This window comes from Streptomyces sp. 71268 (genome assembly GCF_029392895.1).
In the GTDB taxonomy this organism is placed as follows: domain Bacteria; phylum Actinomycetota; class Actinomycetes; order Streptomycetales; family Streptomycetaceae; genus Streptomyces.
In genome coordinates this window covers 3,537,767-3,551,962 of the sequence record NZ_CP114200.1, presented here as the reverse complement: position 1 = coordinate 3,551,962, position 14,196 = coordinate 3,537,767, and the positions used below count along the sequence as shown (strand labels likewise).

The 14,196-nt window shown below is 73.2% G+C and carries 13 protein-coding genes; 9 read left to right on the top strand and 4 right to left on the bottom strand.

What is annotated here, in order from left to right:
• The first annotated feature begins 92 nt into the window (after positions 1–92).
• From OYE22_RS13475 to OYE22_RS13450, 6 genes are all read left to right on the top strand, one after another.
• Complete coding sequence (locus tag OYE22_RS13475; protein WP_277320632.1) at positions 93–2,192, top strand: serine/threonine-protein kinase; 2,100 nt, start codon at positions 93–95, stop codon at positions 2,190–2,192.
• A 209-nt stretch (positions 2,193–2,401) separates the two neighbouring features.
• A complete protein-coding gene (mqnC, locus tag OYE22_RS13470) occupies positions 2,402–3,601 on the top strand; it encodes a cyclic dehypoxanthinyl futalosine synthase (protein ID WP_277320631.1) in 1,200 nt (399 codons plus the stop codon).
• Positions 3,602–3,653: 52 nt separating this feature from the next.
• Positions 3,654–4,340 (top strand): hypothetical protein, encoded by a 687-nt coding sequence (locus OYE22_RS13465; RefSeq protein ID WP_277320630.1) that lies wholly within the window; start codon positions 3,654–3,656, stop codon positions 4,338–4,340.
• Positions 4,341–4,563: 223 nt separating this feature from the next.
• Positions 4,564–5,265, top strand: coding sequence for a demethylmenaquinone methyltransferase (locus tag OYE22_RS13460; RefSeq protein WP_277320629.1), 702 nt, complete (start codon positions 4,564–4,566; stop codon positions 5,263–5,265).
• Between the two features lie 82 nt (positions 5,266–5,347).
• The gene (locus tag OYE22_RS13455; RefSeq protein ID WP_277320628.1) at positions 5,348–6,181 is read left to right on the top strand and encodes an APH(3'') family aminoglycoside O-phosphotransferase; all 834 of its coding nucleotides are present in this window, start codon (positions 5,348–5,350) and stop codon (positions 6,179–6,181) included.
• A 387-nt stretch (positions 6,182–6,568) separates the two neighbouring features.
• Positions 6,569–8,017: a hypothetical protein gene (locus tag OYE22_RS13450; RefSeq protein WP_277320627.1), complete on the top strand. Its 1,449-nt coding sequence runs from the start codon at positions 6,569–6,571 to the stop codon at positions 8,015–8,017.
• Between the two features lie 184 nt (positions 8,018–8,201).
• Here OYE22_RS13450 and OYE22_RS13445 read toward each other — a convergent pair whose 3' ends face one another.
• Positions 8,202–8,708, bottom strand: a complete 507-nt coding sequence (locus OYE22_RS13445) for a GNAT family N-acetyltransferase (protein WP_277320626.1) — start codon at positions 8,706–8,708, stop codon at positions 8,202–8,204.
• A 437-nt stretch (positions 8,709–9,145) separates the two neighbouring features.
• Here OYE22_RS13445 and OYE22_RS13440 point away from each other — a divergent pair, with 437 nt between their 5' ends.
• Positions 9,146–10,396, top strand: coding sequence for a geranylgeranyl reductase family protein (locus tag OYE22_RS13440; protein WP_277324120.1), 1,251 nt, complete (start codon positions 9,146–9,148; stop codon positions 10,394–10,396).
• 233 nt (positions 10,397–10,629) lie between these two features.
• Here the strand turns inward: OYE22_RS13440 and OYE22_RS13435 are convergent, their stop codons facing one another.
• Both OYE22_RS13435 and OYE22_RS13430 read right to left on the bottom strand, forming a co-directional pair.
• Positions 10,630–10,860 (bottom strand): ribbon-helix-helix domain-containing protein, encoded by a 231-nt coding sequence (locus OYE22_RS13435; RefSeq protein ID WP_277320625.1) that lies wholly within the window; start codon positions 10,858–10,860, stop codon positions 10,630–10,632.
• Positions 10,861–10,947: 87 nt separating this feature from the next.
• Entirely contained in the window at positions 10,948–12,012 is a 1,065-nt protein-coding gene (locus tag OYE22_RS13430; RefSeq protein ID WP_277320624.1) for a Rieske 2Fe-2S domain-containing protein, read from the bottom strand.
• A gap of 406 nt (positions 12,013–12,418) precedes the next feature.
• Between OYE22_RS13430 and OYE22_RS13425 the strand changes: the two genes are divergently transcribed.
• Together OYE22_RS13425 and OYE22_RS13420 are read left to right on the top strand one after the other, a co-directional pair.
• Positions 12,419–13,216 carry a hypothetical protein gene (locus OYE22_RS13425; protein WP_277320623.1) on the top strand — a complete coding sequence of 266 codons (798 nt, stop codon included), beginning with the start codon at positions 12,419–12,421 and terminating at the stop codon, positions 13,214–13,216.
• The gene (locus OYE22_RS13420) at positions 13,216–13,581 is read left to right on the top strand and encodes a DUF6086 family protein (RefSeq protein ID WP_277320622.1); all 366 of its coding nucleotides are present in this window, start codon (positions 13,216–13,218) and stop codon (positions 13,579–13,581) included. The genes OYE22_RS13425 and OYE22_RS13420 overlap by 1 nt, the downstream gene beginning before the upstream one ends.
• A 338-nt stretch (positions 13,582–13,919) precedes the next feature.
• On the opposite strand, the gene OYE22_RS13415 is transcribed toward OYE22_RS13420, so the two are convergent.
• A complete protein-coding gene (locus tag OYE22_RS13415) occupies positions 13,920–14,144 on the bottom strand; it encodes a hypothetical protein (RefSeq protein WP_277320621.1) in 225 nt (74 codons plus the stop codon).
• Positions 14,145–14,196: the final 52 nt, after the last annotated feature.

Genomic DNA, 14,196 nt, shown 5'->3' with positions numbered 1-14,196 from the left:
TGGCCCACGGGCCGAGCGCGGTCGCCGGTACCCTGCCCGCGCCGCGCGCCGCGCACCTAAGCTGGGCGGCGCAGTGGAGGGGGAGGCACACGATGTACCCACTGGAACCGGATGATCCCCGCCGCATCGGCGCGTACCGGCTGCTGCGGCGCCTGGGCTCGGGCGGGATGGGCCGGGTCTACCTGGGCCGCAGCGCGGGCGGACGCACCGTCGCCGTGAAGCTGGTCCACCCGCACTTCGCGACGGACGCACAGTTCCGGGCCCGTTTCCGGCGCGAGGTGGAGGCGGCCCGGCGGGTGGGCGGCGCCTGGACGGCCCCCGTGCTCGACGCCGATCCGGAGGCCGCGGTGCCCTGGGTGGCCACCGGTTACGTCGCCGGGCCCTCGCTCACCCAGGCCGTCGAGGAACTGGGCGCGCTGCCGGTGTCCTGCGTACGCGCGCTGGGCGCGAGCCTGGCGGAGGCGCTGGTGGCCGTGCACGGCCTGGGCCTGGTGCACCGCGACGTCAAGCCGTCGAACGTGCTGCTCGCCCTGGACGGGCCGCGGCTCATCGACTTCGGCATCACCCGCGCCATCGACGGCACCGCCTCCCTCACCTCCACCGGCGTCTCCATCGGATCGCCCGGCTACATGTCGCCCGAGCAGATCCTCGGCCAGGGCGCGTCGGCCGCCGCCGACGTGTTCTCGCTGGGCGCGGTCCTGGCGTACGCCGCCACCGGCCGGCCGCCCTTTCCCGGCGACTCCTCGGCCGCGCTGCTCTACCGGGTCGTGCACGAGCAGCCGGAGCTGGGCGCATCGCTGGCGGGCGAGTTGCGCGCGATCGTCGCCGACTGCTTGGCCAAGGACCCGACCGACCGCCCCACACCGGCCGAGCTGGTGCGCCGGCTGACCGCCGACGCGGGCGGGGATACGGACGCGGGCGCGGGTGGCGGCGCGGCCGGCCTGGTGCGGCCCGGGTGGCTGCCCGCCCCGCTGGTGGAGGGCGCCAGCCGGCGCGCGATGGAGTTGCTCGACCTGGAGGCGGAGCCGCTGGAGTCGGCCCCGTCCCCGACACCGCCACCCGCCCCCGCCTGGCCCGCCGCCGGTTCCGCCGGGGCCGCCGGTTCCGCCGAGGCCGGCCCGTCATCCGGTGGGCCGACGACGCTGTCCCCCGAGGCGCTCGGGCCCGAGACGGTGGGGATGGACTCGGGCGTACGCGCCGGGGCGTTCGGGCCGCCCGACCCCTCGTACGGAGGCCGCGCCGGCAGCACCGGCCACGCCAGTCAGTCCCAGCACCCCGGCGACGTCAGCCAGCCCGGCGGCGCCAGCCACGCCGGTACCCCGGCCCCGGCCCCGGTCGCGGCGCCGCGTCGCTCGCCGGAGGGGAGCCGGGCCGCTGTGGCGGAGGCCGCCACGGCGGGCGCGGGGCGGGCGACCGGGGCCGTCGACGCTGGCGCCGGTGAGGGCGCCCCGCGTCGGCCGGGCGGCGCTCCGAGCGACCCGGGCAGCGGTCCGCACGGCTCCGAGGGCGGCGCGGATGGCGCGGATCGGGCGGGGCGGGAACGGCGGATGGCGCTGTCGGCCGGGTTCGGGCGGCGCGACCGGCCGAGGTGGCTGAGCTGTTCGCTGGTGCTTTCGGTCGCCGGCGCGCTCGCCGCGGCGACCACGGCGGTCGTCGTCTACGACGCGATGCGGGGCGGCGGCGGTGGCGACACGCACGCCGGTGGCGAGAAGCAGAGCCAGGCCCCGTCCCCCCGCTCCAGCGGCAGCACGCCAGCGCCCGACGGCTCGCAGCCGGCCAGCGGCGAACCGACCGCGCCGGGCAGCGTGCCGGCCGGGGGCGACGTGCCGAAGAACCTCATCGGCACCTGGAAGGGCCCCCAGTACGCCAAGGGCAAGTACAACGGCGAGCACATCGCGACCGTCCGCCAGGGCCGCACCGGGACGGTCGTCGTCGAGGCGGTCACCGACGTCTTCGGGCAGCGCTGCTACGCCAAGGGCACGCTGCGCTCGGTGACGGAGCAGAACACCCGGCTGACGATCACCGAGGCCACCGACGAGACCAAGGAAGGCGGCTCGTTCCTGTGCACGGGCGTGACGGCGCGGGCCACGTACACGCTGGACAGGGAGACCGGCAAGCTCGTCTACAAGTCCCAGGACGAGGCGGCCGGGCGCCCGGTGGCCCGCATGGTCAAGCAGCCGGCGGCGGACTGACGCCCCGACCGGGCCGACGGGGCTGATGGGCCGTCGCGCCGACGGGGCGGCGGGCCGATGGGCCGATGGGCCGGCGGGGGTGGCCGTGGTCTACGTCACCAACCACCGCGCCGCAGGTCGCGGGGGTTGGCCGGCCGCGGGCCGGGGTGTCGGACCCCTGGCGTACGCTGACTGATGTCCGTACGTAACCCTCCGGAAGGGACGCCCCGGTGACGGAGAACGCCGATCTGCAGTCCGTCCTCGACCGCGCCGCCGGCGGCGGTCGGATCACCCCGGAGGAGGCGCTCGACCTGTACCGGGACGCGCCTCTGCACGCGCTCGGCGCGGCCGCCGACGCCGCGCGCCGCCGGCGGTACGCCGGGACGGAGCACATCGCGACGTACATCATCGAGCGGAACATCAACTACACCAACGTGTGCGTGACGGCCTGCAAGTTCTGCGCCTTCTACGCCCCGCCCAAGGCCCACGACAAGGGCTGGACCCGCGACCTGGACGACATCCTGCGCCGCTGCGCGGAGACCGTCGAGCTGGGCGGTACCCAGATCATGTTCCAGGGCGGCCACCACCCGGACTTCGGCGTGGAGTACTACGAGGAGCACTTCGCGGCGATCAAGAAGGCGTTCCCGCAGCTCGTCATCCACTCGCTGGGCGCCTCCGAGATCGAGCACATGTCGCGGATCTCCGGCGTCACCGCCGACGAGGCCATCCGGCGCATCCACGCCGCGGGGCTCGACTCGTTCGCCGGCGCGGGCGCCGAGCTGCTGCCGGAGCGCCCGCGGAAGGCCATCGCGCCGCTCAAGGAGTCGGGCGAGCGCTGGCTGGAGATCATGGAGATCGCGCACAACCTGGGCGTCGAGTCCACCTCCACGATGCTGATGGGCACCGGCGAGACCAACGCCGAGCGGATCGAGCACCTGCGGATGATCCGCGAGGTGCAGGACCGCACGGGCGGCTTCCGCGCCTTCATCCCGTACACGTACCAGCCGGAGAACAACCACCTCAAGGGCCAGACGCAGGCCACCCTCTTCGAGTACCTGCGGATGATCGCCATCGCGCGCCTCTTCCTGGACAACGTCGCGCACATCCAGGGCTCGTGGCTGACCACCGGCAAGGAGGTCGGCCAGCTCTCGCTGCACTACGGGGCGGACGACCTGGGCTCGATCATGCTGGAGGAGAACGTGGTCTCCTCGGCCGGCGCCCGGCACCGCTCCAACCGGATGGAGATCATCGACCTGATCCGCAAGGCGGGCCGGGTCCCGGCGCAGCGCGCCACGACGTACGAGCACCTGGTGGTGCACGACGACCCGGCCAACGACCCGGTGGACGACAAGGTCGTCTCGCACCTGTCGTCGACCGCGATCGACGGCGGCACGGCCCACCCCGCCCTCAAGCTCATCGACGCCCGCTGAACCGGACCGGTTCGGGGGCCGTTACGGACATCACCGGGATGGGGGGCGGCGCGTGCTGACGATTCACGGGGCCGAGCTGCTGCTCACGGGCCCGGGGGCGGAGCCCGTGGCGGACGGGGCGGTCGTCGTGGACGGCGCCCGCATCGCCGCGGTGGGCCCGTACGAGGAGATGGCGGCCGAGCACCCGGGCGCGCGCGAGCGGCGCTGGCCCGGGCTGCTCACGCCGGGGCTGCTCAACGCGCGGGCCGCGGCGCTCCTTGAGGCCGCCTACCACCCGGACCCGCGCGAGGCCGAGCGCCTGGGCACCGAGCCGCTGGCCGACCCCGCCGCGCTGGCCGACCTCGGGCTGGCCGACGCGCGCTGGGGCGAGTCCGCGCGGCGCGGCACCCAGCGGATGCTGCGGCACGGCACGACGGCGGTGGCCGGCCCCTTCGCGCGGCCCTCGGTGCGCACGGCGGTGGCCAGGGCGGGCCTCGTCGTGATCCCCGGGTCGCGCGCGAGCGCCACGCCCGACCCGGCCGGGGCCACCGGCCCGCCGGTGCCCGCCCTGCTCGACCCGATAGCCGCCCTGCCCGCCGGCACACCACCCGAGACCACCTTCACCGGCCCGCTGTCGCCCGGGGCCCGGGCCGACTTCGCGGTGTTCGCCGTGGCCGAGGTCGCCGAGCTGGCCACCCGTGGCGCGGCGAGCTGCGTGGCCACGGTGCTCGACGGCCGCCTGGTCTTCCGCCGCCGCTGAGTCGCGGGGCGCCGCCGCTGAGACGCCGAGCGCTGCCGCTCAGTCGCGGGGCGCCGCCCGCCGCTGAGTCGCGGGGGTGTCGCCGCCGGGGGCCGGCCGTCGTCGTCGCCGCCGGACGGTCGTCCGGGCGTCGGGGCCGGGCCTTCGTCGTGGCGGGTCGGCCGGCTCGCCGTCGGGGCGACCCCCGAGGGGGGCCGGGGGAGGCCGGGTGAACAATGGGAGGGTGACCCGAGCTTCCCTGGACAAGCAGCCGCACGAAGTCGCCGCGATGTTCGATGACGTGGCGGCCAACTACGACCTCACCAACGACGTGCTCTCGCTCGGGCAGTCCCGGCTGTGGCGCAAGGCGGTCGCGCGCGCCGTGGACGCGCGCCCGGGGGAGCGGGTGCTCGACCTGGCCGCGGGTACGGGGACGTCGTCCCTGCCGTTCACGGCCGCCGGCGCGTACGTCGTGCCCTGCGACTTCTCGCTGGGCATGCTGCGGGCCGGAAAGCAGCGCAACCCGTTCCTGCCGCTCACGGCCGGCGACGCCACCCGACTCCCGTTCGCGGACGGCGTCTTCGACACCGTCACGATCTCCTTCGGGCTGCGCAACGTGCAGGACACCGAGGGCGCGCTGCGCGAGATGCTGCGCGTGACCAGGCCCGGCGGCAAGATCGTCATCTGCGAGTTCAGCCAGCCGACGTGGGCGCCGTTCCGCACGGTCTACACGGAGTACCTGATGCGGGCGCTGCCGCCGGTCGCCACGGCCGTGAGCAGCAGCCCGGACGCGTACGTCTACCTCGCCGAGTCCATCCGCGCCTGGCCCGACCAGCCTGGCCTGGCCGCGATCCTGCAGCGCGCCGGCTGGTCCCGCGTCGCCTGGCGCAACCTGACCGGCGGTGTCGTCGCCCTGCACCGGGGCACGAAGCCGCAGGGCGGCTAGCCGATCCTGCCGGGGGCCGGCGGTCCGCGTCGGCCCGACACCGGCCCGGGCCGGCGGGCGCGGCCTGGCTAGGGTGGCCGCCATGAGCGACCACGCCGCGCCCCCGCCTCTGTCGCCGCCCCTGTCGCCGGCGCTGTTCGGCCTGACGGAGGGCGACTGGCTGCCGGTCACCTCGGGCGAGTCCGGGGCCCTCGTGTTCCGCGACGCCGGCGCCACCCGGTACGCCAAGTGCGTGCCCGCCGCCGACGTGGCCGAGCTGGCGGCCGAGCGCGACCGGGTCGCCTGGTTCGGCGGACGGGACCTGTCGGGCCCCCGGGTGCTCGACTGGTGTCGTACCGACGCCGGCGCCTGCCTGCTGACCAGCGCCGTCCCCGGCGTACCCGCCGACCAGGTGTCCGCCGCCGAGCTGCGGGCCGCCTGGGAGTCCATCGCGGACGCGGTCCGCCGGCTGCACGCGGTGCCGGTGGCGGAGTGCCCGTTCCGGCGGGGGCTGGACGGTGTGGTCGCCGTGGCGCGCGACGTCGTGTCCCGGGACGCCGTGAACCCGGACTTCCTCCCGGAGGAGCAGCGGCACACGCCCGCCCCGGAGTTGCTGGCCCGCCTCACCGGGCAGCTCGCCCTGCGACGGGAGCAGGAGGCGGCCGACACGGTCGTCAGCCACGGGGACCTGTGCCTGCCCAACATCCTCCTCGACCCGCGCACCCTCGACGTGTCGGGCTTCGTCGACCTGGGCCGCCTCGGCCTCGCCGACCGCCACGCCGACCTGGCGTTGCTGCTCACCAACGCGCGCGAGACCTGGCCGGACGAGGAGCGGGCCCGGGCGGCGGACGCGGAGTTCGCCGGGCGGTACGGCACCCCCCTGGACCACGACCGCCTGCGCTTCTACCTCCACCTCGACCCGCTCACCTGGGGCTGACCGGCCCGCGGTGCCGGCTCGCGGCGGGTGGTTTCCGGTGGGTGGCTTCCGGTGGATGGCTTCCGGTGACGGTTCCCGGTGGGTGGTTTCCGGCGGGTGGCCCGGGGCGGCGAGCGGTGGCTGCCGGGTGGCTTGCCGTTCCGCGCGGCTCGCGGCTTGTCGGGCGGGGCGCCCGGTGCGCGTGGGGCGGGGGAGCAAGTCGGGGAGGGGCATGGGGGGTTGACCTTGCCGTGGCGGGGGACGGCGGGCCCGGCCGCCGCTAGAGTATGCGCCCACCCCCACGCCTCACCTCGCCGCGCCGAACCCTCGGAGCAACCCGTGCCACCCGTGCCGTCGAAGTCCTGCTCTGCCTGTGGTGCCTCGGCACCGATCGAGGCGCGTTTCTGCATGGGGTGCGGGGGCGACCTCCTCGCCCCGGGCCCGGACGTTCCCCCGGCCCCCGCCGACGAGCCGCCCACGCTCGCCTCAACCGCCGTACTGGCCAAGGCGCCTGACACCGGTCCGCACCCGGACGAGCCCGGTCGCGACCCTGGCCCCGACCCCGGCCAGGACGACTCCGAAACCGTGTCGCCGGACGCGCCGACCCGGTCGCACACCGCGCGGGACGTACCGCACGTCGACCCACCGACCGTTCCGGGCACGCCCCTGACGGCCCGCCATCCGGCCGCGGGCACGACGCCGACGCCGGCCCGGCCACCGGTCCACCCGCCCACGTTGCCCGCCGGGACCACCACCCCACCGCCCACCCCGCCCGGTCCGTCCGGCCCGCCCAGCTACGGTCCGTCGCGGCCCCAGCCGCACCCCGGTCCGCCACCGGTGGTGCCCCAGGTGGCCAACCAGGCGTCGCCGTACGCCGGGCCGCCGCACCCCGGCCCGTACGCCCCGGCCCAGCCACCCGGATACGCCACCCCACCCCCGCGACAGCAGCACGGCACCCCACCCGCCACGCCGGTCGTCGTGACCGGTGGGGCCGGTGGCGCAGGTGGGACCCACGGGACCGGTGGGGCGGGGGCGGCTCGGCGGGCGTCCAGGCGGCGGCGGGTGCTGGTGTGGCTCGCGGTGGGGGTGGCGGCGTTCGTGGTCGGGGGCGGGGCCACGGCCGGTGTGCTGGTGTTGCGGGACGACGGCGAGGACGACCGGACGCCCGTAGCGGCGGAGAGCGAGCCCCCGGGCGGCACCGACCCGGACGGCGGCACGGACGTGTCCGGCGACGGCGGACGCGAGTCGCCCGCCGCGCGCGAACCCTCCGCTCCGGGGGCCGCCCCCACCACGCCCACCGACCCGGCGTCCCCCGCCCCCACCGACGCCCCCACCGACGCCCCGGCCGACACCCCGTCAGGCGACTCCTCGCCCGACGCGGCGGGCGACCTCGGGCCCGGCGAGCCGCCCGAGGGCTACCGGACGGCGCGGGACCCGCAGGGCTTCTCGCTCGCCGTGCCGACCGGTTGGGCGCGCGAGATGCGCGGCGGCCAGATCGACTACCGCGGGCCCGGCGCCGAGGAGGACAACAGTTACCTGCGCATCGGTGTGCTGCGCGGCACCAGCCAGTCGGCGATCGAGCACTTCCGCGAGCTGGAGGGCATCACGTCCGCACGCACCGGCGACTACGAGCGACTCGACCTCTCCGCCAACACCTTCCAGGGCCGGGACGGCGCCCGCTGGGAGTTCCGCTGGGTCGAGAAGAAGACCGGCCGGGCGATGCACGCCATCGACCAGGCGTACGTCACGGAGGACGGCACGGAGTACGCGATCTACTTCCAGGGCCCGGCCGAGACGTTCGCCGTGGACCGCGAGGCGTTCGACGCGGCCCTGGACACCTGGTCCGAGGGCGGCTGACGTACGGCCGGTCACCGGCCCGTAACCCCAGCCTCCCGGCCGACCACCGGGCCGCCACCCGGAAGCACGGCCGGCCGCCGCCATCCGGAACGACGGCCGGTCGCCGCCCCCAGGAAACGACGGCCGGTCACCGCCATCCAAGGCGACGGCCGGCCGCCGCGGACCAGGGGAGGGGCCGCCGCCCCTACAGGTCGAGCCGGAAACAGAGCCCGCGGGTCTTGGAGACCGGCGAGACGTACGTCTCGGACTCCTTCATGCCCAGCCGCTGGATGACCGCGATGGAGCGCGCGTTCTCCGCGGCGACCATCGCGACCACGTGCCGGATGCCGACCGCGCGGGCCCGTTCCAGCGTCGTCTCGGCGGCGAGCGTCGCGTAACCCCGGCCCCAGTGCGCGCGGCCGAGCCGCCAGCCGATCTCGATCTCGCCCTTGGGGCCCCACTCGTGCGGCCAGGGCTGGGCGCCGGTGAAGCCGACCGGCTCGCCGGCCGCGTCGAGCAGGGTGTAGAGACAGACGCCGATGTGGTCGTGGTGGGCGCGCTGGCGGGCGGCGAACTCCTCGTAATGGGCGAGGTCATGGGAGGCGCCGCCGTGGAACTCCATGACGTCGGGGTCGTCGAAGAGCCGGTGCCAGGCAGCCGCGTCCTCGGGGATCGGTACTCGCAACTGCACAGTAGCTCCGGATATCGGCATGAGGGCGCCCTTCTCGCGAGTTCGCGTACGCCACATAGACTGCACCCGTCCAGTGCCCGGCGCGACCGGCACGCAGATACCGAGTCTTCGGGAGAACCTCCGTGAGCGAGAACGCCCCCGCCGAGACCGACCTTCCCCAGACCGGCGCCTCCGAGACCGACGCCCCAGGGACGGGCGGTACCGGTAACGGGACCGGAGCAGCCGAGTCCGCCGCGACCAGCGCCACGCAACCGGCAGCCGCCGCCCCGGGCCCGGAGGCCGAGCCCGCCGCCGACGCCGCGGCCTCGCCCTCCGAGCCCGCCGCCACCAGCAAGGACACGGCCGTCACCAAGGACACGGCCGCCAGCGAGGACACGGCCCGCACCAAGGCACCGCGCACGCCGTCGGCCGTCGCCGTCGGCCTCGGCGACGACGCGCTCTCCGAGCGCACCGCCGACGTGATCGTGGTCGGCGCGGGCCCGGCCGGCTCGACCACCGCGTACTACCTCGCCAAGGCCGGCCTCGACGTCCTGCTCCTGGAGAAGACGTCGTTCCCGCGCGAGAAGGTGTGCGGCGACGGCCTGACCCCGCGCGCCACCAAGCAGCTCGTCGCGATGGGCATCGACATCAGCGAGGAGGCCGGCTGGCTGCGCAACCAGGGCCTGCGCATCATCAGCGGCGGCACCCGCCTCCAACTCGACTGGCCCGACCTCGCCTCGTACCCCGACTACGGCCTGGTCCGCAAGCGGGACGACTTCGACGAGCAGTTGGCGGTGCAGGCGCAGAAGGCGGGGGCGCGGCTGTACGAGCAGTGCAACGTGGGCGCGCCGATCATCGACCCGCGCACCAACCGGATCACCGGCGTGCACGCCAAGCTCGGCCAGGACAAGACGCCGGTCACCTTCCACGCGCCGCTGGTCGTCGCGGCCGACGGCAACTCCTCACGGCTCTCCCTCGCGATGGGCCTGCACCGGGCCGAGAACCGCCCGATGGGCGTGGCCGTGCGCACCTACTTCGACAGCCCGCGCGACAAGGACGACTATCTGGAGTCCTGGCTCGAACTGTGGGACCGCCGCGGCGACACCCCCAAGCTGCTGCCGGGCTACGGCTGGGTCTTCGGCATGGGCGACGGCACCTGCAACGTGGGCCTGGGCGTGCTCAACACCTCCAGCGGCTACAAGGACCTGGACTGGCGCGAGGTCCTCAAGGCGTGGTGCGCCTCGATGCCCGAGGAGTGGCAGTTCACGCCCGAGCACATGACGGGCCCGATCCGTGGCGCCGCGCTGCCGATGGCGTTCAACCGGCAGCCGCACTACACGCGCGGCCTGCTGCTCGTCGGCGACTCGGGCGGCATGGTCAACCCGTTCAACGGCGAGGGCATCGCGTACGCCATGGAGTCGGCGCAGATCGCCTCCGAGGTCATCGTCCAGGCCAAGGCCCGCCCGACCGCCGCCCAGCGCGAGGCCGCGCTGGAGCGCTACCCGCGCGTCCTCAAGGACACCTACGGCGGCTACTACACGCTCGGCCGCGCCTTCGTGAAGCTCATCGGCCAGCCGAAGATCATGAAGATCGCCACCGAGCGCGGCCTGACCCACCCCATCCTCATGCGCTTCGTCCTGAAGATGCTGGCCAACCTGACCGACCCGTCGGGCGGCGACGCGATGGACCGCATCATCAACGGGCTGAGCAAGGTGGCTCCGCGCGCCTGATGATCTGACGCCGGGTCGCGAGGCGGAAGGCCGAGCGGCCCGGCGAACGCCGGCCGACTTCTCAGACGTGGACGATTTTCACGGTGGGAGCGCGACAGCGCCACTCGTCGCCCACTCTGCTGAGCGACCTCGATGCGGGTCCGTATCCCCCTCGCCCTCGACGTGCGCGGAAAGCCCCTGGGTCTCAAGGACGAGCGTGCCCTCACTCCTGAGCTTGGCCTTGAGACGCTCGCTCACCACTCCTGTTCCGCCTGTCGCCGGGCCTCGGGGGAGACGGGGCCGAACGCCTCCTGATCGGCGGCCACGACCTCGCGGAGCTCCTGGGTGGCGAGCCACTCTTCCAGGGCCTCGGCAACGACGGAGGAGAAGCCGCCCTTTCCCATACGCTCCTCGACTTCCTCGATCAACGACTGGTCCATCGTGACGGACCTCTTGCCGGCTCGCTCGGCGTTCTGTGTGGTCATGAATAAGACGCAGCACCGACGGTAGGGAAAGCCTCCGCGAGGGGGTGAATGCAGCCGCCCGCTGAGGCGCCGGTCCACGCTCGGTCGCTACCCGGCCTCCTCCGCGACGTCCGCCCCCAGCGGCTCGCTGTAGAACTGTCGCGCCCAGCGGCGGTAGTTCATGATCGGGCCGTCGCCCTTGGCGAGCCGGGGGCGTTCCAGGTAGGTCTTGTGCGCCCAGACGGGGAAGTCCTTGCCGAAGTCGAACGAGCCCACCCAGGCCAGCGGCCGGGACAGGGCGCTGGTCAACGCCCCGGCCGCCCGGCCGCGCCCGAGCCGGTCGAACCACATCGTGCCGGAGACGTACACCTCGACGTGGGTCGGGCTCACCGGCGTGGCAGTCAGCACCGTACGGATGTGACAACCGATCTTCGGCACCTCGACGCTCGTGTAGACGATGCCGAGCCCCTGCACCCGCACCGTCAGCTCCGGGGCCGCGGCCGAGACCCAGGCCGCCGTGTCACCGCCGGCCGGCAGGATGCGGAAGCTGGTGCGCAGCCTCTCCGCCTCGAACCGGGGCTCGCTCAGCACCTCGCCCACCGTGCCGTGGATGGGGGTCAGATGGCCGAAGTCCACGATGTTCTCCACCACGTCCTGCGGATGGTCGCGCAGCAGGTGCCGCTTGCCGTACGGGGTGGGGTACGCGGCGTCGAGCGGCCACGGCTCGATCTCCCACGAGGGCGGCTGCCCCTGCGCGTGCCGCCACACGTAGATCAGGTCGTCCACCTCCCGTACGTGCAGCGTCCCCAGCCGCGCCTTCGGCGGCGGGCTGCTGCCGTACCCGGTAGCGACGCACGCCCCGTCCGGGGCGAACTCGAAGTGGTGGAAGGGGCAGACGATGTTCTCGCCGCGCACGGCCCCGCCGTGGCCCAGGTGCGCGCCGAGGTGCGGGCAGAAGGGGCGTACGGCGCGCAGGCGCCCGCCTCGGGTGCGGTAGAGCACCACGTCGTCCCCCATCAACCGCCGCGTCACCACCGCTCCGCGCCCGACCTCCCGACTGGTCGCCAGCCCGAACCACCCGTCGGGGTACGGCAACCGCGCCGTCCGCTCCGCCCGCGACGGCCCCAGACGCCTGAGTCGCGCGTCCCGGCGGCGGGTGCTCCATCCCTGCATGGCTGAGCCCTTCGTTCTGGTCGGCCGCCCGTGGCTGGCCGAACGCTCGTCCCTCGCTGCACCGCCGAGCGTGACGAACCGGACGCGGCGGGGAGGGCGTTGTCGCGACAGCTCACCGGAAGTCGTGAACCGGGCGCACGCCGGGGGCACACCGGACGAACGGTCACCCGCCCGGCCTCGAACACACTGACGGAGTGTCGTACGGTGTGTGCGGTACGCAGTCACGGTGGGCGTGGGTGCGGCTGTGGCCGTGGACGCGGTTGTGGCCGTGCGCGGTCGTGTGGGATGTGGCAGGGGGCGGCATGGGGCTGGTCGACGAGTGCGCGGCCGTGTCGTTTCGGGGGCAGAAACCCAGCGATGCGGAACGCGCGGCCCAGGGGAGGCTGTCCCCCGTGGATGGGCGAACGTGCGAACGAACGAAGAGCTAAATGGCTGTACTCTCGCGGGTCCGGAGCGATACTCAGAAGAGTGGCTCGCGCAGCACGATAAACACGTCGTCCCTTTTGTGGCTGGTACCCGACTCGGTTCAGATCACGTGCGCCGCTTGGTAGCCGGAAGTCGCGCCTGTGGAGCGCGCGCCATCCTGATATCCACACTTGCCGAGGGGCGCGAGAAGCAGCCGCTGACTGAGGCTGCCGTGTCGCAGGCGTCGGTGGATACCGCGGTTGGCGACCGATACCGAGGGCGGCCAGCACTCGTTGCCGCGTCCAATCTCCGTGGAGCCCTTCTCCTCACCGAACATGGCTACGCCCTCATCGCGGGCGATGCCCACTTCTTGGGCGGGGCGGCGGGCGAAGGTGTCGACCGTTTGCGAACGCAGTTCGAGAGAACTGCTCGACGGCTCTCAGCACGTGTGCCTACTCTCCAAGACGTTGCGCGAAGATACCCCGCACGTTATGTCGCCTGGGGATCGCTGCGCGACGTACCGGCCGGGACCGGGATGGCCCGGCAAGTGGCGGTGATGAGGTCATTCGCGCACGGGGAAATCGCCGCACCAGAGTTCGCCAAAGGCTGGTTGGCCGGCCGGCGGAAGGCGTTACGTGATGGCGAGCGCGCGAGGGAGTGGATCGCATCGGATATGCAAGAGATCTTCGCTGCTCTCGAAGAATACTCGTTCGGCGAGAGTCCCTGCGAGCCCGGAAGCCTGACAGGTGACGAACTACGCGCCCGCGTGCAAAGCGTCGTGCTGCGCTGGAGGATTTGATGAGCTGCTTCTTCCGCGTTGCCGACCGTGACGTATGGAATCCCTCGAACTCCATCGCCAGGCTGTTTATTGCCGAAGCTGAAGGTATCGCCTCGCTGTTAAGCGAGAGCACGGGTATCGGTCCGGTCGTAGACGACGAATGCGAGTTGAACGCCACCTCTTTCGCCGCCTTCGCGACAGCCCTACTCCGGCGTCACTGGTCTACTAATCATCCAATTATGCGAAGCCTTCTTGAAGGAGTAGCAGGGATCGTGTTCGTCCTGGCTTCGCGTTCGGAGATCGACCTACAGATTGATGACCCCGACTGTCGCGATTATTGGTTGGAGCAATCCTCTCGGTTTTCGCGCGTGATGGTTCGCGGATAAGGAGGGTACGCAACGCCTGGGTGGGAGCAGCGAGCGGAATGCCCACACTTCTATGACTGGCTACGGTCGGCCCTGGACTGTGGCGGGGCAGCGTAAATCGCGGATATTTTTTTCGGTGCGCCTGACCCCGCGCACCCGATATCTCGCGAGTAGTGTGCGAGTACGGCGGCATCGAATCGGTGGAATGTGCGGCTGGTGGCCGTCAAGTCTGCGCGGCCATGAGCGAGGAGCACGACTTCTGTATCGCTGCCGAAACTGTTGACCGGAACTGACGGGACATTAGCCGCGGTGTCAGAGGTGCCGCTGACCAAAAGCACGGGTGTATCCCCTAGAGCCCCTCACCGGTGGTACTTGTGGTTGTCCTCGGCGGTCAAGCCGAACGTGCTGCGCACGTTGATCGAGCTGTAGCTGGCCCGCGCGCCGCTCGCCTGTTGTCTGCGCAGTTGCTCGATGCGCAGCTCGTCCGCCGACTCGCCCCGCAGCCCACTTCGCCGGCCCAACTTCCAGGCCAGTCCCACCACCGCGCCAACGATCCCGGCCAGAAACAGCATTACGGTGATCACGTAACCCCCCGTCACGGAACAGACGCGTGTACATGACCGTAACGTGGGGTGT